10 protein-coding genes are annotated in these 22,784 nt (G+C 39.2%); all 10 read right to left on the bottom strand.

The genetic code is table 11. From position 1 onward, the window contains the following. On the bottom strand, nucleotides 1-2,882 hold a 2,882-nt coding region (locus LKL37_RS10045; protein WP_431610419.1), incomplete at its 3' end, for a DUF7149 domain-containing protein. Nucleotides 2,883-3,113: 231 nt separating this feature from the next. Next, nucleotides 3,114-4,073: a Fic family protein gene (locus LKL37_RS10040; RefSeq protein ID WP_431610450.1), complete on the bottom strand. Its 960-nt coding sequence runs from the start codon at nucleotides 4,071-4,073 to the stop codon at nucleotides 3,114-3,116. A gap of 74 nt (nucleotides 4,074-4,147) precedes the next feature. Beyond that, the gene (locus tag LKL37_RS10035; RefSeq protein ID WP_431610418.1) at nucleotides 4,148-4,693 is read right to left on the bottom strand and encodes a hypothetical protein; all 546 of its coding nucleotides are present in this window, start codon (nucleotides 4,691-4,693) and stop codon (nucleotides 4,148-4,150) included. After that, entirely contained in the window at nucleotides 4,690-5,943 is a 1,254-nt protein-coding gene (locus tag LKL37_RS10030) for a phthiocerol/phthiodiolone dimycocerosyl transferase family protein (RefSeq protein ID WP_431610416.1), read from the bottom strand. The genes LKL37_RS10035 and LKL37_RS10030 overlap by 4 nt, the downstream gene beginning before the upstream one ends. Further along, nucleotides 5,940-7,211 (bottom strand): condensation domain-containing protein, encoded by a 1,272-nt coding sequence (locus LKL37_RS10025; RefSeq protein WP_431610415.1) that lies wholly within the window; start codon nucleotides 7,209-7,211, stop codon nucleotides 5,940-5,942. The genes LKL37_RS10030 and LKL37_RS10025 overlap by 4 nt, the downstream gene beginning before the upstream one ends. 18 nt (nucleotides 7,212-7,229) lie before the next feature. After that, the gene (locus LKL37_RS10020; RefSeq protein ID WP_431610414.1) at nucleotides 7,230-9,632 is read right to left on the bottom strand and encodes a glycosyltransferase; all 2,403 of its coding nucleotides are present in this window, start codon (nucleotides 9,630-9,632) and stop codon (nucleotides 7,230-7,232) included. Beyond that, complete coding sequence (locus LKL37_RS10015; protein WP_431610412.1) at nucleotides 9,625-10,407, bottom strand: alpha/beta fold hydrolase; 783 nt, start codon at nucleotides 10,405-10,407, stop codon at nucleotides 9,625-9,627. The genes LKL37_RS10020 and LKL37_RS10015 overlap by 8 nt, the downstream gene beginning before the upstream one ends. After that, a complete protein-coding gene (locus LKL37_RS10010; protein WP_002977699.1) occupies nucleotides 10,398-10,697 on the bottom strand; it encodes an acyl carrier protein in 300 nt (99 codons plus the stop codon). The genes LKL37_RS10015 and LKL37_RS10010 overlap by 10 nt, the downstream gene beginning before the upstream one ends. Next, entirely contained in the window at nucleotides 10,685-14,938 is a 4,254-nt protein-coding gene (locus tag LKL37_RS10005; protein ID WP_431610411.1) for a beta-ketoacyl synthase N-terminal-like domain-containing protein, read from the bottom strand. Before LKL37_RS10005 ends, LKL37_RS10010 begins: the two co-directional genes overlap by 13 nt. A 19-nt stretch (nucleotides 14,939-14,957) precedes the next feature. Next, nucleotides 14,958-21,983, bottom strand: a complete 7,026-nt coding sequence (locus LKL37_RS10000) for an SDR family NAD(P)-dependent oxidoreductase (protein ID WP_431610410.1) — start codon at nucleotides 21,981-21,983, stop codon at nucleotides 14,958-14,960. Between the last annotated feature and the right edge of the window lie 801 nt (nucleotides 21,984-22,784).

Here is a 22,784-nt window from a genome sequence, read left to right as displayed (position 1 = left end):
TGTCTAAAATAATCGCTCAAATTATTTAACACCTTTTCTTTGATAACACAAGCTAATGTTTGTTGTCTATTTTTATCCCTTGAAAACATTAGAATATTGGTGTCAACAGTAGCTGTATCGAATATTTGAGTTCCACCAAAGTCTATAAGAATTTCAGGATTTGTTTTATCTGCAAAAAACTTCCTTAGACTTTCTCCATAAGCTGCACGCATCCACTTGTTAGAAGTGATAAATGTTAGAAGTCCTTTTTCTTTTAAGACATTATATCCTAGTTCATAAAATAAACTGTAAATATCTCCCGTTCTGGCAAAAGTTTCATAACCTAATGTTTGTAATGCATCACTTGCTGCTCCCATTTTCTGTAATTGAATGTACGGAGGATTCCCAATAATGACATCAAAACCTGTGAAGTTTCCATCATTATCCAGTACTTCTGGAAATTCAAAACGCCATTCAAACGCATGACGATAAATAACATTATTTAGAATTTCTTCTTTTTGTTTTTTAGCTTGTTCAGCCTTGATTTTGAGTTTTTTGAGTTTATCTTTTTCTGCTTTTTTTATAGTTTCTCCAAAAACAATTAAATTGTTTTGTCTTTGTTCTTCATTTTGGTATTCACCTAATGCTTTAGAAACTTTTTCTTTTTCCTTATTGTCAAGACTGGATTTGAGATTGTTTTTGATAGTACTTATAATATCTTCAATCTCTCTCTTTTTAGTTTTGGAGTTGGTGGTTTTGTAGTCTTTTACTGCCTGTTTGTAATCTTCGACTGAGAATGTAATTTCCTTGCTTTTAAACGCACTCTTTAAACTGTCATTCAATTTAAACTTACTGATGAGTGAATTTCCGCATTTAATATTAATGTCAATATTAGGAAGGGTTTGTAGTTCTCCTTCATCCGTATAATAAGCATTTTTAAGGAGCTCGATCCAGAGTCTCAGCCTGCAGATATTTACTGAGTTAGGGTTAATATCTACACCAAATAAACAGTTTTCAATAAGAGTTTCCTTTTCATGAAAAATTGCTTTTTGAATTTTTAAACTTTGTGGATTTTTACGGTTATAGCTGAATAAATCTCCATCAGCATCAGAAATATAAATTTCATCATTATCAATTTCTATTGTGCATGGCAATTTTTTTCCATCCTCATCTCCTAAAATACCCAACTCACTTTTAATGACAATCATTTCATTAAGAGCAGAAACAAGGAAATGTCCTGATCCTACGGCAGGATCACAAATTTTGATAGAGTTAACTACTTCATTGAATTTTTTACGATCTTCCTTCTTGAAAAAAGTATTGCAATAATCAATAACATCTTCAAATGTTTCAATGGTTTCTGTAATTTCCTCTTTAAATTTTTGAACTACAGATTTTCTCAATGTTTCTTTACACATAAACATGGTAATGGTACCAGGAGTATAGAAAGATCCATCTTTATAACCATTGATTTTTTCAAAAATTAATCCCAAAACAGAGGCATTAATTAATGTTTTATTTTGTTGCTTATCATTAATTTCAACAGATGCATCCGCGGAAAAATCATAAGCATCTAAAAATTTAAATAGATATTCTAAAGTATTAAGCTTTCCTGTTTGTTTTTTCCCATTAGAATTTTTTAATACTGTTGATGAGAAAACTTCCATTTCTTCATCCATCAAAGCAGTTATATCAAAAGTCAAATCTTCCAGTTCACTCTTTTCAAAGAGGCTACTATTCAGATAAGGAATATATTTAAACCTTTCTGCGTATCTCTGATGACGGTCTTGTATAGGTTTTGCTAATGCTGAAAAAAACATCTCATTAAGCGCATCAAAACCAGGTATAAAGTCTGAATTTAAGAATTTATATTCGGGTGAATCATTATTGTAACTTCTCAACTGAGATTCTAATAATTTTAAGAAAAGAATCCTGTTAACCCAAGTAAGACATAGTTCCAAACCAACAGTGAAAGACTTTTCTTCATTATTAGGAATGTTTTTAACCTTGATAAGGTAGTCCTTATCTTCAAGTGTAAAAATTGTATTCTCTAATAATGGACCATAATCTGCTTCTTTATTCTTTTTTCTTTGGATAATTTTTTTACCACTTTCTTTTACTTCTTCAAGTCCTATGATATGAAGTAGCTCATTATAAAAGGCTTTATTAAGCTGATTACTATCGTTCCCAAAGCTTTTTCCAAGTAAATGAACATCAGAAAATAACTTATAAATATTAACAAGCTCTTTATCTTTAAATTTTGAAACTTCTTTGTTTCTAAAATCAAGATATACAAATGGAAGGGTATCTTCTACTTGTTCTATATATTTCTTTGCTATTTCATTATAGAATAGTTCATTTTTTATGGTGTCTTTTAAGCCATCTCTAAATGCTTTGTATTCCTTAATTAATTCGCTGTTTTTATAAAATAAGTTGTAGAAATCACTTGCATTGAAAAAGAACCACTCAAAACCATTGGTTATAATAAGATGCTTAATATTATTGTTCTTATAATCAACTCTTTCTCTAAGGTAATACAACAGCATTTCCTGAAATGCCTTTTTATTAAGCTGTTTTTCAGTCGGGAATTCAGCTCTGTTGCTTGGTTTTTTTGCTTCTATTAAAACTCCTACGTCAGAAGTTGCATCTTTACCCAAATAGATTGCTAAATCAATTCTTTCCTTTGTATTGATTTCATTTTCAGAATAGAACGTAGATGATAGAAATTTCGATATAGGAGATTTTAAATGCTCTTCACTTTCATTTCTACTATCAACTAAATGAATAGCATTGATACATTCTTGAAGTTTCACGGAAAAATCATCAATATCTGCTCTTAAAGGTTTAAATTTTTTGTAGGCAGGGTTTAATGCTTTCTGAGGTTCGAGTTTATTAATTTTCATGTACTGTTTGTCTAATAAAAGAGGGGATTAATTTAGACAAAAATGTGGTATAAAACAAACGGGAAACCTTTATATCTCTAGAAATTATAGCAAATTATTAAAATAAAATCCTTTAATTTTAATAAAGATGAGCTATTGATCAATTTCCAAACTCTTGCAACAGCCCTCCTACACATCCACCTCCTCAATCTCCACACCGGCAAATACACAAAAATCATAGGCAGTATAACATTATTCTTTAAAACAATATTCTGTCAACCTCTGTTCTCCGGATTTTAATAAAATACCCTGTTCAACAGCCCATTTCAGGTCTCTGCTTGCAGTGGGAGCAGAAATACTTTTGAAGTTCTGCATATAGTCTTTCCTGCTGAACTTATTTTGTTTTACTTTCTCTTTAAATAAGAAAACTCTGTCTTCTGTATACAATGTTTTATTTTGAGATTGTAAAAGTTCCTGTAGAGATTCGAGAATAATACCGAGCATAAATTCTATAAATGGGGTAGAATTTCCTTTTTTATCAGATTCTGATAAGGTATTATAGTATTCGGCCTGTTTTTGCTTGATGAGGGCTTCTACGGGCAGATATTCAAATACAGGATATTGCTGCATCAGAATCAAGGTCTGCCAGAGTCTGCCCATTCTTCCGTTACCGTCTGTAAAAGGATGTATAAATTCAAACTCATAGTGGAAGACACAGCTTTTAATTAAAATCAGGTCTTTGTCTTTTTTCAGATAAGAGAAGAGGTCTTTCATCAATCCTTTTACCATGGTGCCTCCTGGTGCTATATGTTCTACTTTCGAACCTTTAATGATACCCACATTGGTGGTTCTTAGCTTACCAGGATGAGCAACCAATCCTTTCATCAGAATAGAATGTGCTTTTTCTAAGTCTTTCAGGTGATAAGGATTCAGCTTATTGATTTCTTCATACACCTGTATTGCATTCTGAACTTCAAGAATATCTTTTTGGGGAGCAATGACTCTTTTATTTTCCAGTAAAGCGGTTATCTGCTCTTCAGTAATGGTATTTCCTTCAATTTCCAATGAAGACTGGATCGTTTTAATCCTGTTCTTTTTCCTTAATTCAGTGACAGGCTTATACAGATGTGAAGCATTGATTTCTCCTATTTTTTCAGAAATAGAAGCTACTAAAAATAAAATGGTGTCTGTAATAGTATAAGGAGGTTTCATATCTTTGATAGTATCATATGATACTATCAAAGATAGAAATTTATATTAAAAATATAGAGATTTATTAAAATAAACTATGTATTTAAATCCACAGCCTGCACTCGTTTACACATCCACTTCCTCAATCTCCACACTGGCAAATACACAAAAACCACAGACAATATCCCCGCCAGTATTCCCACGACCACAGCCATTGCCGTAGCATCCAGTTTATAGTCCTTTGAGAAATTATATTGTCCTATAAAGAGTAGGGAGAGTACCAATGAACCTGTAATTAAGCCGTGTAAGATGCTTAGCTTGGTCATTAATTTTTTAATATTCAGCTGTTCGTCTACGGTAAATTCTATGGCTTCCTGGCTGGCAGCATCGGTTACTCTTTTGATGATATCAATGGTAAGGACTACCGGAAGGAAGATAGCCATTGGTAGGGTAAGGCGGGCCAGGTTTTGGGTTCCTGAGAAAAAATGGGTGTAGCCTAGTTCTTTGAAGCTGGCATATGCGATGATGAAATTAAAAAATACATTCGGAAGGACATAATACATCGTACGCTTGATGAGAAAGCGTTTCAGGGTGGTTTTTTTTATTGGTTTTGGCTTTGGAGGCTTTATTTTAAATTTCATAGAGAGGTGGTCAATAGCTCGATGGCTTTATCTTTTATCAGATGGGCTTCTTCTTTGGGAAGAAAATTTTCATTGGACATGAAAGTGAAGTCCATTTCATTGTTGTACGTACTGGTTACCAAAGTGTTTGAGTTCAGCCATGGGAAAGCCACGGTAGGACTGATCATGGTTTCCAGTTTGAAGTTTTTATAGTCATTCGGGATATTTACCTTTCCCATATTGGATAGGGTTACATCATGTCCGCCTTCGCTGGATTTCAGCATACTGATCATACGTTCTACAATGGGGTGCATATGTTCACCCATCCAGAGGAGTTCACGGGCTTCCATTTTGTTGATTTTCTCGATCAGATCCTTTTTGATCTGTTTGGCATTGCTCATTATATCCTTGCTGCCTTTTTTCACAGAAAGCTCTACCGTTGGGGCAAAAGCAAACAAATGATCTTCTTTAATTTCCGGAATAAAATGACGCACATCTACAGGACTGATCACTTTACCTTTGGCACGGTCTCCCTGAATATCACGGAAGGCCTGCATCACAGATGAACACAGCAAAGCATGTACGGAAATTCCGTTGGCTTTACATTTTTCGGTGATCAGTTTGGTATCTTCTGGAGTCATTTTCCAGTGAATGGCGTAGTTTTTCCCAAGGTTTCTCTTTTTGCTTTTTCGCTGGATAGAAAAGAATATTCTGGCGAAAAGTAAATAAAGACTGGCCTTGTATTTTTTGATTCCTGTATTAAAATCTGAAGGCAGAAAATCATTCACAGATTCAAAAGCAACATAAGGAATGAGCGGGGCATGAGGATTGTCCAGCAAACTCAAAAGTTCACGCATCAAAGTCACTCCGGTTGTTCCGTCTGAAATACAGTGGGGCATGACCCAAAGGATTTCGGAAGCATTCTGTCCTTTCACCCAAACCACTTCGGCTAACGGTTTTTTCGGATGTTCAAAGAGCTGGAACCATCCATTTTCAGATTCTTTGAACCAATCTTCGTCTGTCTTTCGTTCCACAATACGAAGGGGAATAGGCTCAATATCCTTTTGTCCTACAAAAAGAGGATAGCGTCCGCTGTTGCGATCAATGACTGCTCTCAGCATCGGATGTTTCTGCTGGATTTTGATTAAAGCGATTTTAAAGTTCTCTTCAGTAATCTCTCCTTTGATTCTTGCGGTATACACACAGTTTAAAGGTGTTTCAGGATCCACATACATGATCCTTTCCACCATCATTAAGGGTCTTCTGATCATGATACTGCCATTTGTTTAAGTTGTGAATGTATAATCTGCATCACCTCATCACGGACTGCCAGAGCATCTGTGTAAGGCAAATATCCTTCGCTTCCCATGAATGAAAAATCCATTTCACCACGGTAAGTGGAGGTTACCATCGTTGTCGTATTTCCCAAAGGACCAATCACGGATGGACTGAAAATAGTATCCACCGAGAATTCTTTATACTGATGAGGAATCTGAATGCGTCCCAGATTGGAAAACATACAGTCGTTGGACGATTTTCCGTTCTTTAAAAGCTTGGTGAAATTCTTTAGCGCATCATGTCCGGATTCCATCACCATCATCGTGATATAAGGATTCAGTTTTGAGGTCTTTTGTTCCACCGATTTCTGCATCGCACGGAGATTGTCTGTAAAGCTCAGTTTTTCATCAGAAGAAACCACAATCATCAGCCCGAAAGCGAAAATATGATCTTCCTTGATCTGATTGGCAAAACGTCTGATATCTACCGGACAGGAAACTTTGTTAAAGGATTTCTCACCTCTTACTTTTTTAAATGCCTGTAATACCGATGCACTCAAAAATGTGTTCACGGTCACTTCCTGAGATTTGCAGTAGGCAATTAATTCTTTACTCACCGCTTCATCCAGTTTCCAGTGGATCAGATAATCTTTCTGTCTTTCCACAGCGTTTTTACCTACCGGAATACATTTGATTGCTGTGGCAGCAAGCCTTCCGATAAACTTAGCTTTCAGTTTCTGTCTGCGGCTGTTCAGAATTTTTGCCGGAACCACATCCTGAATTCCTAAGATGGGATTTTCAATTCCGATATCAGCAGCCGGATTGTCCAGTACTGCTAAAAACTCTTTTAAAAAAGCCATTGCAGAACCGCCATCGCAAAGACAATGATGGAACGCAAATAGCATGTCAGAAACGTTTTCCCCTTTGATCCAGACAAACCGGATCAGGGGTAATTTTTCATAATTAAAGGTGGTGTTCCATTCTCTTCTGGATTCTTCCTGCCATTGATCTTCGCTCTGTCGGGCAATGATTCTTACAGGAATAGAAACAGGATTATCAGGAACATTATACCATGGAATATTTTTTTCGTCATGGCTGATCAATGCTCTCAGCCATGGATGTTTTTTTTGAATCTGAGCCAGAGCCTGCTGGATATCTTTTAATGCAAAGGTACCTCTCAGTCTGAACGGAATGACCGCGTTAAAAGGTTCTGTGCCGTCCCCCAGTAACATACGTTCACCAAATAGCAATCTTCTTTTCATATGCAGCTATTTATTGGTTTATACAGAAGCTAAAGTTGAGTGTTCCTGTACAAAATTTTCTAACAGTTCTACTGCTTTGTCGTTACCTCCGGCAAGGGTAAATGTATTGCGGACTTCCTGAGCAGCTAATCTGTATTTCGGATTTTCCAACAATTCAAAAACCGTTTCACGAAGAGCATCTACACGCAGTCTTTTGTATCGGATGCTGATTCCGCAGCCTGCCTGTTCGATCAGTTTTGCAATATGGAAGTGATCATACGCAATGGGTGTAATCAACATCGGCAACCCGTTACGGAAAGTATCGTTAACGGTATTGAAACCTCCGTGGCAAATCACCATATCCATTTGCTGCATTACCGCAGATTGAGGGACAAAGCTGTTTACAATAAAATTGTCCGGCCACTCTTCAAAGATTTCCGGTGGAGTAGCGGCAATTACTGTAACGGGCTGGTCTTTAAATGCAGCGATGATTTTTTCAAAGAAAGCTTTTCTGATGTCTACCAGCAATGTTCCCAATGATACAAAGATCTTTGGAGTGGTAGAAGCGTTCAGTTTATCCCAGTCAAATGGAGCATCGTTTGGACGGCCTTTTACCGGACCTACGAATTTCATGTGAGACGGAACGGTTTCAAAACCAGCGAAAGCCTGAGATGTAAACACCATATTCAATTTGTGAGAATGGATGTAAATTCCTTCTTCATGAATACCTACTTCTTTTTGAAGGTCTTTGATCAGGTTTTGCTGCCATTCCCAGATTTTTGGGGCACTTTTTTCTGTATCTCCCATGACATCCGGTGGAACTGGAGTTGTCGTTACACAAGGAATATTATGTTTATGAGCGAAAAGAGCCCCTCCGAAAGTGATACAGTCGTTCACAATCACATCCGGCATCCAGCTTTCTGTCAGTCTGGTTAATCCCGGCATCATCATTTTCGCGAATGGAACATAGGTTTCTTCCAGTGCCAGTTTCATCACTTCAGGTCCGGAACATGCGGGTCCGTCATCCTGTCTTTTTAAAATACGGGCAATTTCCTCCTGATATGGGATAAGATCTTCTTCAGGATAGAAATAAGAACCTCCTTCAGGAATATGTTTGTTGTCTAAAGGCGTAATCCCGAACCATTTTACTTCGTGTCCGCGGGCAATTAAACTCGCTCCCACACTCAAAGTAGGACTTACATGTCCGAAAAACGGAGGAACAACGAATAAAAATTTAGACGGTTTTTCAGGTTTTGAAGCTTTTGACAGAGCCTGTTCCAATAGGGTAGCTGCCGTAACTGAGCCTCCTGCTTCCACAAAAGACTGACCTACTTTCTGAGCTGCTTCACGGTAGCTTGGATTATTTAAAATCTGCTGTACAGCGTCTCTCAGGTGATTGGCTTTAAATCTGTTAAAATTAAGACGCTCACCTGCTTCTGTACGCACTACACGTCCTGCAACATGTGACTGGTCATACGCAATCGGAATTACCACCAAAGGAATACCATTGGATAATGTTTCAGATACGGTATTATGACCGCCGTGGCAAACGACACCATCCAGATGAGGCAACAGATCCAGCTGAGGAACCTGCTGATACACCATAAAGTTATCCGGCCACTGCTCGAAAAGCTGTGGATCGGAAACCACTACCACAGTTAAATCTTCTTCTTTAAAGGCATCAACGACCTTTTGGAAAAATGCTTTTTTATGATCGTGATCGAAGGTTGTTCCGATACTTACTAAAATCTTTTTATTGCCATTGCTTTTTAATTTCTCCCAGTCGAATTCACATGAAACACGTCTTTCCGTAAGAACCGGACCTGTGAATTGGTATTGAGACGGTAGATCATCCATTTCACCAAAGAAATAATTGGACGTCAGAACCAATGTCAACAGATCTGAAGTCGCCAGAGAACGTTCTTCCTGAAACCCCAATTCTTTCTGCAGATCAATGATTTGATTCACTTCCCATTCGTGTACTTTTGGAAGCTCATTCATTATTTTAATGGCTGCCGGAGCCGTAACGGAAGTCGCACAAGGAATTCCTAATGCCTTTGCTGCAACCGGGACTGCAAATAACTGATGATCTCCGATAATCAAATCGGGTTGCTCTATTTTTAATAAAGAAACAATTCCGTTATAGCAATGTCTGTTCAGCGGGATAAGAACTTCTTCGTACAGGAACTTAACGCTGTCTATACCATACACTACTTTTTTAGATATAATATCAAGATATTGTTCGCTTTCTTTCTTTTCTTCGTCGGTCTGATCGTATTGGATCAGTAATAATTTTCCTCCCTCGGGAAGTTTAGCCTCTAAAGTAGGGTCAAGGCTGATCCAGGCTACTTCATGTCCTCTTTCCAGCAGGGTAGCACCAATGCTTAAGGTAGGGTTGACATGTCCTGTCAATGGTGGAACTATAAATGCAAATTTAGCCATGGTTTTGTGTTAAAATTTTAGATAAAAATTGAGCAATCGTTTCAGCGATACGCTGAGGTTCCTGAATAGGAATATTATGATCGCCCGGAATTAATTCAAGTTCAGACTGGCTGATTTGAGATTGCAGCCACTCACCGGTAGGTCTGCAGTTGGAATCAGCGCCATAAAGCAATAGAGTAGAAGCCGTCAGTTTGCTGAAGTCGGTTTCACCCAGGAAATGTTTTTCCTTAATCATATCTGCTTTAATGCTGGTCTGGTTAAACAGAAATTCATACATACGATGGTTCTTTTCCATTTGTCTTTTGCCCATCTGCACTTTGGTGGTATCGGTAAAGTTGGCTACATAGTGCTCAAGAAACTCTTTGCTGTATTCATCAATGATGTTACGGGCTTTTTCGTCCTGAGGATCCGGAGCTTCCGTCACTACAAGCTGATTCACGCGATCTGGGTATTCCAAAGCTGTTTTTAATGCAATAAGACCTCCGAAGCTATAGCCGACAAGGTGTACTTTTTCCAGTTGAAGGTGATCTATTAAACCTATTAAATCGGATGACATGTTGTCAAGATCGTACCCATCCAAAAAGCGTTCACTCATACCGTGGCTTTTCAGATCGTACATCACCACATGGAAATGCTTGGCCAGCACCGGGGCAATATTAAAATAATAAATGGACAGGTTACTGAACATACCGTGGATGAGTACCACGGTTTGTTCGGCTCCTTTGTTGAGTTCCTGTATATGAACTTGTCTGTTATTGACAGTGATTATTGGCATTCGTAGATATAATTGATGATCATACTAAGGTCAAGATTAATTAGCTGGTCAAGATCCATAGAAGATAACCAACCTGTAAAGTCGATCTGATCGCCAAAATGCGCCTTGATCTTTTCAGAGAAAGAGACAATCTCAATGCTATCCATTTCAAGATCTTTGGTGAATGAACTTTCAGGAGTAATATCCATCTCTTCTACAAATTCAGCACCTATCACTTCAGTAATAAAACCTTTTAATAAAGTAAAAAGTTCTTCGTGGTTCATTTTTAATGTTGCGTTTACAGTGTCCATCCGATAATATAATTTTTATGTTTAATAGTTTTGATTTCAATGTTGTTGATCCACAAGTGATCATCTTTTATCACTTCGACTTCGAAGGCTTTAGGATTTCCTTTGAGTCCTGTTCCCAGGAATTTTCCGTAAGCTTCCTTGGCTACCCAGAATCGGGTGGTCCATTCTGCCTGATCTCTGTCTTTTAATAAGGTTAATTCTTTGTCGGTAAATACCATGTCATAGAATCCTGAACTGCGTTCTTCCATCAGTTCCATATCGATTCCTACAGATTTTCCATATCTCGCAATTCCCACGGCTTCTTTTCCTTTGTGAGCTAATGAAATATGAATGTCTTCTGTAAAATCACTGATGAGGTAAGGTTTCCCTACTTCATCGGAACGAATTTCAAAAGTGATCGGGAAGCAGGCATGATTCTTTTCCTGACGGAGAAGGTTTCTTACGGCATCTTTCACCGCTACACGGCTTACCATCCAGTTTTTCTTTTTGTTAGGTAATAACTGTTGGTGATGCTGTTTTTCCGTTTGGTTGAAGTATCTTTTCAGGATAAAATCCCATGAAGCGACTCTTGTATAGGCTTGGTGGAAAAAGAATACTTCAGGAGCAATCTCTTCCGAAAGACGGTTGTGCAGCGGTGACATGGAAACATTCCATAAAGCGGCATCAATTTCCAGTCTTCTGTTCTGCCAGCCGGTAATCGCGCACCATACTTTTCCGTCTCTTTTCAGGATGATATCGGCGATGGCAAATTCATCATTAAGCTCGGTCAGCATGCAGGTACATTCAAAAATACCTTCCTGATCATGCATATCTCCGAAGAATTCAATATCTCTGATTTTCACAGGAAATGCAATACGGTCTTTCACCAAAGTAAGCTGAAGCCAAAGTCCGAATAACTGTCCTGCATTATCCAGTAAAGAACCTTTACCGCCGTTTCCTTTTATTTTTCCGATGATTCCTTTATCTCCAACGGCTGAAATTTCAGTAATTCCCTGGTATTTATCTCCATGGAACATATGCATGTCATAGATTTCTTCAGGCGTTCTTTCAATAGGCAAAAGATTACCAATGGAAAGATTGAAATCAGGGGTTGGAACAGGAGCAGATTTTAAGACTACTTCTGCATTGGCAAAGTTTTCAATATCGAGATAAGCGTGATTCGGTGAGCGCCATTCTCCTTTTACGGTTTTTTCGAAAGGTTTGGCTACGTTCATCCATTGGAATACACTTACGTTCATGATTTTATGAACCTGTGTTCCCGGAATTTCCGCTTCTGCAATTTCTGCAAGCTGTTCAAAGATCATCGTCATCGGAATAACCGGTTCCATATCAGCGACATGAGCCCATCCTTTTGGCTGTCTCAATAAACTGTGATCGATCAGGTAAGGATGACTTTCCAGTGTGACGTACAAGTCTTTTGTGAAGGTTGTACTTCTTGGTGCTTTTTGAGCTACATGGGTTACAGGTGCAGGTCTTTGGATGGTAATTTCCGGACGGTTTTGGAATAAAGTTAATACTTCTTCCTGCATACGGATCATATCTGCAACGTTTTCCTGAAATGCCTGTACCAGCGGATGACCGCTTTTTGTGGCAATAGCCGAAGCTGTTGCTGTATATTGTTTTGGCGTGTCAAAAGATTGAGCCAAAGCTTTCACTTCTTTAAAATTACGGATAATAGGAGAACCTAATTCCAGCTTAATGCCTTTTCCTGAAGGTCTTTTCGAATGATTCTGAATCTCCAGAAAATCAAGAGCAATTGTTTTTCCTTCTACAAATAATGAAGCCACTACACGCTGTAACTGAGCCAGTGCAGAACGGGTCGGAACGCTGGAAGCAATGGTACTGAAGGCTTTCCCCTTCAAAGTATCATCAATAAATCCAATCAGACCTCCTGTACCCACCTGAATGAAAACCCTTGCGCCTTCTTCGTATAATTTGTCTGTCAGTTCACGGAAACGAACAGGTTCTACCAAATGCTCAGCACTCAGTTTTCTGATCGCTGCCTGATCTGCAGGATAAGGTTCTAATGTTGTGGCAGACCACAATGGGATTTTCGTCTGCTGGAACTGTGCTTTTTCCATTCCCGCAAGGATTACATCCAGTTTGTCAGCGATAAAAGGAGAGTGGAATCCAGACTGGAACGGCAGTACCTGATGGAAGATCTGTTTTGCTTTTAAGAAAGGAACCAATTCATCCAGAGCTGCATTGCTTCCGCAAAGAATCACCTGATTAGGGCAGTTGTCATTGGAAACATAGAGATTTGAAATTTCTGCAATAAAAGGTTTTATCACATCAATTCCGGCTCCTATGGCGATGAATTTGGAGTCTTTTAATTCAAATGTTTCAGGATTCAATACATCAATTAAAGCTTTTACAGAGTTGGCTTCCGCTAATTCTGAAGAGTAACCGGCAAGCCATTCTCCTAAACTGTGCCCGGCATTCATATCAGGGATAATTCCCAGTTTTTTCAGTGAATTATCAAGGATACTGCAGTTGTTGAAGATGTTTAAAGCATCGGTTAAAAGGCCTTCACCTTCCGTTTCGATAGGGGCTGTCAGCCCGAAATAACGGCTTGCCGTTTCTACTTCACCTTTTGCAAGACCATCTAAGCCGGGGAATACAAAGGCTACTTTACCGCCATCTTTTAATAATGGGGCAGAGGTGTACCAGATATCCTGTTTATTTTTCCAGGTGATGTTTTTGGAAACAATTTTCATGGCTTTTTCTACTCTGGCAGGAGTGGGATCGAATATCGCAACTCTGAAATCTCCTTCGCCAATCGCTGTTTCATTATTTTGTAATGCTGAAAGCAGTTCTTCATGGGTAGGTCTGGCCAAGATCAATACCTGATCTTTTTTCGGCATATCATAGCCTTCCAAAACAACATGAGCATTGATTCCTCCGAATCCGAAAGCATTCACTGCAGCTACTTTTGGCAGTCCTGTTTTTGACCAGTTTTTGGCTTCCTGTACAGGCTCAAACCTTGTATTTTTCATATCCGAAGTCGGATTCTCACAATATAAGGTCGGTGGTAAAGTATCGTGATGTAATGCTAAACAGGTTTTAATTAATCCTGCAATTCCTGCAGCTGGCATAGCATGCCCGATATTGGACTTTACAGATCCGATACCTGCAGCCGGAGCCGTTTCTTCTTTTCCGAAGAACTGAGCTAAGGTCTGAAGTTCTGTTTTATCTCCAAGGGGAGTTCCTGTGCCATGAGCTTCAAGATATCCCACTTTACTTTTATCTAAATCAGCATTGATCCACGCCTGTTCTAAAGCTTTCAACTGACCTTTTACGGATGGGCTCATCACGCTGGTACCATTACCATCGCTGCTTACGCCCACGCCTTTGATCACAGCATAGATTTTGTCCTGATCCCGAACAGCATCTTCCAGTCTTTTTAAGACTACAAAACCGCAGCCTTCCCCAATCAATAGACCGTCAGCATCCATACTGAACGGTTTGATCTGCTGCTGGCGGGACATTGCGCCCAGTTGGGCAAAAATACTCCAGAAAGCGGCATTCTGTCCTGTGTGTACACCTCCTGCGATCATGATATCGGAACGACCTCTCTGAAGTTCCTGTACAGCATGATCTACAGCAATCAAAGCAGAAGCACAAGCGGCATCTACAGTAAATGCAGCACCTCCTAGATTGAAGCGGTTCGCTACAAGAGAGGCAACAAGATTGGGAATTAATCCCATTGCGGTGTCTGCTGCAAAACGTCCTTTACGCTGTTGAAAAGCATGCTTTACTTTTTCAATATCTGCAGGAGAAACCTGAGGCAGTAACTCTTGTAACAATGAAGAAATCTGTTCTCCGGTTCTTACAATTTCAATCGCTCGGGTAGCACCAGGACCAGTATAGTTTCCTTTACCAATGATGATTCCCGTTTTTTCAAGGGAGATATTCTTCTGAAATACGCCTGCATCTTCCAGTGCTTTCTGTACCAGATCAAGGGTAAGCAAATGGTCAGGTTCCGTTCCTTCAACAGCCAATGGCAGAATACCAAATGTGGTGGGATCGAATGTATAGTCAGGGATAAATCCTCCACGCTGACAGTAAAAACGGTCAACGGGACTTGTCGCATCACTGAAATGAACCGGATCTATCCGATCCGCCGGAGCGAGTTCGGTAGAATCAACTTTATTGACAATATTCTGCCAAAAAGTGTTGGCATCCTGTGCCCCGGGAAAGACACAGGATAGACCAATTACAGCAACATCTGTTTTTTTCATATTGAGTTTATGCAGCGTTTTACCAATTATTTCCTGACATGATCAGCACCTGGCTTTCTGTTCCGTATTTAATCTCGTTAAGGAAGATTTCTTTTCCTTCATCCAATGGAATCATGGAAATACCTCTGCGTTCGTACTCAGATTCAAGGGTGGAAGAAACCATTCCGGCACCTTTCCATGGTCCCCAGTTGATAGAGATTACTTTTCCTTTTAATCTTTTATTTAAAGCATTTGCATAGTCATCCAGTACGCTGTTGGCCGCAGCATAATCTGTCTGACCTTTGTTGCCGTATACGGAAGCGATGCTTGAGAATAATACTACAAACTGACAGTCTGAACGAAGCTGTTCTGCCAGTACACGAAGTGGTTTTACTTTGGTATCAAATACACGTCCGAAAGAGCTTGTGGTCTTTTGTTTGAATAATTTATCTTCTAAAAGACCTGCTCCATGAATCACTCCATCCAGACGGTTGTATTTCTCATAGATACTGCTGATCAGATTACTTAATCCTTCTTCGTCACAAAGATCCAGTGATTGGTAAATGATGGTATTTCCAAGCGCTTCCATATCACGGATTGTGCGCAGGATCTGATTGTTTTTGAAAATCTTCGTCGTTTCTTTTTCTATTTCTGCAGGAGATGTGAATTGTCCGGATTTGATAAGGAAGCCTCTGATTTCTTCTTTGGTTTTCATGGTTTCAAATTCCTTGGCAGAAACCTCATTTCTTGGATCAGCTGATCTTCCTACCAGAATATAGGTACAAGGATAAGCCTGAGACATGTGTTTTACCAGTTCGGCAGTGATTCCCTGTGCACCTCCCAGTACCAACACCACAGATTTTTGATCTAACTGGATATGTGCTTCATGTAAGCTTGTAGATAATGGAGAAGGAATGATGTCTACTTTATGTCTCTGATCATTTTTATAAATAACTTCAGCAGGTTTATCGTTGGTAAGAATTTCTTTCAACGTAATTTCAGCAATCTGATCTACTTCCTGAGGAGTACTCAGGCTGATTAATCTGCAGGTTGTATTATCAAATTCTCTTGCCAGACTTTTGAAAAGTCCCGGATATCCCTGGTGGTGGCGTAATATACTTGCATCTGTAATTTCCTGAAGGTGTGCAGGAATATCTGAGATCAGATATACCCATTTCGCTTTATCAAAATCCAGCTTCTTGATCAGATCTACATGATCAATGATGCTTGGTTTATCAGCTGCGGAGAATAGATCTAACATAATTAATCCGTCAATATGGGAAAGATCTTTTTCTGTATCTACTAATTCTACGATGGCACCATGTTTTTCCAATGCATCTTTGATTGCTGAGGTTTGTTTGCTGTCATCTTGTGTGATGGCAAAGCGTTTTCCCTGCAATACTTCTGTATTTTGTATTAAAAAAGCATCGGTAGGAGTGATATCAAAACGAAGACGTGAAAGTACATTCTGAACAGGTTCTGTAGTGCTGTCTTCTTTCACTTCAGGTGTCGTTTCGTTGGTTTTACCATTCATTTCGCTGATCCAGCTTGCCAGACCGCGAAGGGTTTTGATAGCCGCCAGTTTTTCCATCACATCATCAGCCTGTTCAAGGTTTTGCCCAAAACCGATCTTGGTTTTAAGATCGCCGATGATTTCCATACGTTTGATGGAATCTATACTTAGATCCGCTTCCAGATCAAGGTCAAGACCTAACATTTCTTTTGGATAACCTGTTTTTTCACTTACAATATTCAAAATGGCATTTTGAAGGTCTTCAAGAGAGAATGCCGGCTGAGCTTGTGATTTTGAAACTGTTGGTTCAGTTGCTGTTCCGTTTTTTTCAGGCGCAGCAGTTGTTTCAGCTCCTGAAAATTCAGTAAGCCATGAAACTAATCCGCTTAAAGTTTTTATTCCTGCAAGCTGCTCCATAACGGTATCTTCATTAGCATTTCCGTTACCCAGGGTTCCCAGTTCGTTACGAAGTGTTCCGATGATTTCAACTCTCTTAATAGAATCAATACTTAAATCCGCTTCAAGATCCATTTCCATACCCAGCATTTCCTGAGGATATCCTGTTTTGTCGCTTACCACCTGTAATAATAAAGACTTAATATCTCTTGTCGGAGCTTGTTTTACAGCAGCCACGGCTACTGGTTTTTCCTGATGAACAGGTTGAACCGGAATGGTAGAGATGGGTTGGTGTGCAGCAACTGGTGCTGGTGAATGGTATACAGGAGCAGGGAAAGCCTGAGGATTCTGTCCCATAAAGGAAAGCATCACATCACGCTGTGCCTGTATCATTAATTTCATGCTGTTCAAATATTCCTGCAACATACGTTCAGCAGTAGACTGAGCTTCAGTTGCGGGTGCCTGTGAGTTATTAGTAAAGTTGTTCATGGGAATAGGGTTTATAAGTGGTAATGCACCGTTGGCTGGCAGATTACCGGTAGTTGGGTGGGCAGTTTGCCCGTTAACACGCCATATGGCTGTGCTCTTCTTATAAAGCTCAGGTTGGTTAAGGTCAATAATGTTGACACTTCTACCATCAAAAAGCTTGTTGATCGTAAAGCTTCGGCCTGTTCCTAAATATTGAGCCAGCATGCAAAGCAGATGACTGAATTTATTACGGCTGTTGTCTTCAACATATAAGGTCAGCTGATCTTTTTCCAGACATGATTTGGTTAATCCGGTAAGTACTTTTCCTGGTCCTACTTCGATGAAGATTCTTGCACCATCATTGTACATGGCCTGAAGCTGTTCTACAAACCTTACAGGCTGTACCAGATGGTCAGTAAGTCTTTCTTTTATTTCTGATGGGTTCGACGGATATACTTCTGCTGTAGTATTGGACCAAACAGGGATCTGCATTTCCTGGAAAGGAACGTCTTTTAATACTTCAGCATATAAATTCTTGGATTTTGCCAATAATGGGCTGTGGAATGCACATGCAACTTCCAGTTTTTTAGCAGAAATACCTTCCTGTTTAAGCACTTCCAGTAATGTATTGATCGCTTCTGTACTTCCAGCGATAACGCACTGAGTGGGAGCGTTGAAGTTGACAGGATAACATCCTTCTACTTTTGCAATAATTGGCTGTAAACGTTCCGGAGCAGCACTGGCTGCCAGCATGGAACCCGGATCTCCACCTTCTACTGAATCTAAGATAGACTGCGCTCTCTTAACACTTAAGTCAACCAGTTTATCTTCTCCAAATACTCCTGCAAAGCATAAAGCCGGTATTTCACCGTAGCTGTGACCTGCCAGCATATCAGGAATAATTCCCAATGATTCTAAGAATTTAGCCAATGCAAGGTCTACAATTCCTAAAAGAGGTTGTGCTAAACGGGTATCTTTAATGGTTTCTTTCTGTTGTTTTAAATCAGTATCATTAAAGGTTTTAGATGGGAAAACTACTTTTTCAAGTTCAGGATACTCATCAATAATCTTACGCATAGCCGGGAAAACCACAAATAAGTCACGTGCCATATTGATTCTCTGGCTACCTTGTCCAGGGAATGTGAAAGCTACTTTACCTTCTTTTTTGTTAACTGTAAAGGTGTCTTTTGTCTCAATCCCTAGCAGTACCAGTTCAAGCTTCATCATCAGGTCTTCAGCGGTGTCAGCAACAATGCTGAACTGGATTGGTTTTTCTGAGCTGATGCTTAAACTGTAAGCGATATCTTTTAATGGAATACCATCATTAATTTCTAATAAAGCCTTAACCTTGCTTGATTCTCCTTTGGCTTCTTCATAGGTGTCTCCACGGAACACAAATAATTCTGAAGGCCATGACTGCATTGCGATTGAATTATCCTGCTTAGGATGGTTGGCAATAACCGTATGGAAATTCGTTCCTCCAAATCCAAAAGCACTGATTCCTGCATAACGGTTTTTCTCGCCCCACAATCCACTTTCTGCATGGAAAGCAAATGGGCTGGTTGCTGCATTATAATACGCATTAGGCTGCTGAAGGTGAAGGGTAGGTGGTTTTACTCCATGATATACAGCAAGTGAAGCTTTGATTAATCCAGCTAGCCCTGCCGCACACTTGGTATGCCCGATCTGTGTTTTCACAGAACCTAAATGCGTCTGCCCCGGTAATGCTCCTGAACGGCTGAATAAATTGGTCAGTGCACTTAATTCGGTTTTGTCACCTACTACTGTTCCTGTACCGTGAGCTTCTACAAGACCAACGGAAGAAGGACTAATACCAGCCTGGGAATAAGCACGCTCTAAGGCTCTTACCTGACCTATTTTTCTTGGAGCCGTTAATCCTAACGCTTTACCGTCACTGGATCCCCCAACTCCTTTGATTACTGAATAAATACGGTCACCATCACGTACTGCATCTTCATATCTTTTTAAAACAAGGATGGCAATACCTTCTCCAAGAGCGATACCGTCTGCATCACTGTCGAATGTAGCACATCTTCCTTTTCTGGATAGGGCATGCGTGCTGGAGAACATCAGGTAATCATTGATTCCATTGTGTAAATCTGCACCTCCTGCAAGAACCATATCGGATTTTCCCAATACAAGTTCCTGGCAAGCCAGATCAATAGCGGCTAATGACGAAGCACAAGCTGCATCTACGGTAAAGTTTCTACCGCCAAGATCCAGTCGGTTTGTAATTCTACCTGCGATTACATTCGCCAGAATACCTGGGAAAGAATCTTCTGTAGTATGTGGGAAGGCTTCTTTTACTTCTTCATGAAGTTCTCCGAAAACCTGTTTATAATATCCTCTGAAACTATAGCTGTTGGCAAGGTCATTACCTCCTTCAGCACCTATAATGACAGAAATGTTATCTCTGTTGATGTGTTTTTCACCATATCCGGCATCTTCCATCGCACGTTTTGCAACCAATAAGGTTAACAGCTGTGTAGGTTCAATAGCGGCAAGTGATTGTGGTGGAATTCCGAATGCTAATGGATCGAAATCAATTTTTGGAATGAATCCTCCCCATTTGGAATGGGATACATCCGATTCATTGGAATCTGGTTTGTAATAAAGATCTTTATTCCATCTTTCATCCGGTACTTCGGTAACACTGTCTTTTCCTAAAATGATATTTCTCCAGTATTCATCAAGGTTTTTAGCACCTGGGAAGATACACTCCATTCCTACGATAGCGATGTCCAGAGGTTTTTCTACAGATACCGGTTCTTCCGGTAACGCTGCATCCTGAATGTGTTCGTAATTGTCTACAACACTTTGATGAAGAGCTGCCAATGAGATGACACGGTTATGCATCGTAGCAACCTGACCAATCATATACATTCCTAAGTCTAATTGATCATCTTTAGGAATATTAACCAGTTTATCACCCTGACGTTCTATGCCTTTAGCGGCAATACGTAAACGGCCTACATTTAATTTTTCAAGCTGTTCCCATACCTGTTTTTTGTCCATTCCGGCAGCAAGAAGTTTTGCTTTTTCCGTATTGAAATGGTTGGCAAATGCAGTATTTAAGCAACGGGTTTCATGTCCCGGAGCTGTTTCCAGTAAAACGGTATCTTTCGCCTGCATAGCCTGAGCCTGGAATTCTTCCTGAATAGCTCCCGTCTGTACCGCTTCATGTGTATAAAGATAGGCAGTCCCCATCAATACACCAATTTTGACTCCTCTCGCAGCCAATGGTGCAGCCATGATGGATACAAATGCGGTTGAAAAAGCGTTATGAATTCCTCCTGCAAAAAAGACACTGATGTTTTCAGGGTGGTCTTCTTTTAAAATACGTTCAATTTGTTTTTCCCAAAGAACTGTACTTGAAAGAGGGCCTACGTGACCTCCGCACTCGCGTCCTTCAAAAATAAAGTTTTTAGCACCTTCTTTCAGGAAAATATCCAGTAGGGCAGGGGAAGGAACATGTAAGAAGGTTTTTATTCCGGCTTTTTCAAATACTTTGGCCTGAGCGGGTCTTCCTCCTGCGATCAAAACTACTGGAGGTTTCGCTTCTAATATATAAGAAGTCTGTTCTTCTCTTAATTCCTGTGGTGCAAATCCTAGGATTCCTACACCCCAAGTTTTATCACCAGCCAGTTTCTTGGTATCCATCACCAAAGATTTTGCAGATTCTCCTTTCAATAAGGATAGAGCAACAAAGGGTAGAGCTCCGGCATCTGCTACTGCATTGGCAAATGAAGGAACATCACTTACACGGGTCATTGGACCTTGAGCGATAGGATAGTTCAGACCCAGTTCCTGTGCTAAAGAATTATTTTTATCAATTACTTTCAGTGCTTTTGCCTGCTTCAAATGCCCATACATGGCTTCTTTGAAACCGAAAATCAGTTTTTTCAGTGTTTTGAAGTCTTCATACAGGTCTGTGGCCAATGAAATGTCTTGTCCCATAGGAATATAACATGTGCTAAGGTCAAGGCCTGTAAAATATTGTTTCAGATCTTCGGCGGTTGCATTTTCGGGTAAAGCCGGTGAATTGGGTCTTACCAATACACGATGGTTCGCAATCACCTTAGTTTCTGTACCATTCAGTTTTGAGCAAACTTCTTTCAGATCCTGTGGAACTGAACTTTCCGGGAATAAAGCCAACTGGCTGTCCAGTACAATTCCTGTTGCTCCCAAAGCTTTTGATGCTGCAGCGGTATGGAGACCTATTCCTCCCTGTACCCACACCGGAATGCTTTGGATTTCTTTGATCACACGCTGGAATAATACAAACGTGGATTCATAGCCTACTAATCCGCCTGCTTCATTTCCTTTGATAATGATTCCTTCTGCTCCCGACTGTTCAGCCTGTCTGGCTTCTTCCAAACTGCTTACCTGATATACTGCAGGCAGGCTGGAAGGCTTAGACATTCCGAACGGAAGGATCGCAAATCTTACTTTTTCAGAAATTTGAAGAGAGGCGAAGTTGTCTTTAGAAAAATAAATACCATATGATGGTACGTCTATCTGGTCAAGTTGATGTAACGCTTCCTGCGCAGCCGTTATCTCACTTCCTAAACTTAAAACGGGAAATGCACCCGCCTGGTGTAGTCTAGGTATAAGGTTAACGTCTGGTTTTTCAAAAGGCGTCAGTCCAATAATGGGTAAGTTTTTCATGGCGTGATAATTATTGAATGATAGCAAGAGATTCATAACAAAATGCTGTGCCTTTCGGTAATAAGGCGGTTGCTTTTTTGTTATGATATAATAAAATTGGTTTTTGTTAAATCGTTAACGGTTTGAATCGTTTTGTGGTAATTATTCAATAATCTATTACTTATCAATAGATTGTCTGATAGTAGGGTGATCTCCGGTTTTTCAAAAGGCATTAGCCTGATTTTGGTCAAGTTTTTCATAGCATTTACGGTATAGAAATGATTAATGATATCTCATAACAAAACATCAATATCATCGTTATAAACGACGATATCCCGTTATGAGGAAATAAAAATAATAAAATTATAATATATCTTCAGTCATAAATGCTATTTGATAATGATTTTTTAATAGAAAAATATCAATTGTTCAAATGCTATTAAAGTATATTTATTATTTTCTTATTCTTAGAAACGTGACGATACAATCTTAGTAATTTTAATTATAAATAGTTATAGTTAAAAAAATGTTAAGCAAATATAGTAATAAAAAATAAAATATTTCAAAAAAGGGAGATTTGTTTTCGGGTATATTACAAAAAGATAATATACAATGAATAAGGTTCGAAAATGTAAGAATGGCCTTTATCAATCTGATAAAACGGATATGCGAATTTATGTAAAATTAATCAATATATTGTGATTTAATCTGAATTATTTGTGAATTTTATCTATCTTTTTGATAAATAAACAGATAGGAATTTTAACAAATAATTAAATTATCTTTTCGAAATTCATAAAAAAAACAGTAAGTACTTGATAT

It is taken from the genome of Chryseobacterium sp. 'Rf worker isolate 10' (assembly GCF_050753305.1).
Lineage (GTDB): Bacteria > Bacteroidota > Bacteroidia > Flavobacteriales > Weeksellaceae > Chryseobacterium.
Note: the sequence above shows the minus strand (reverse complement) of the source record. Positions and strands in the feature narration are given on the sequence as shown.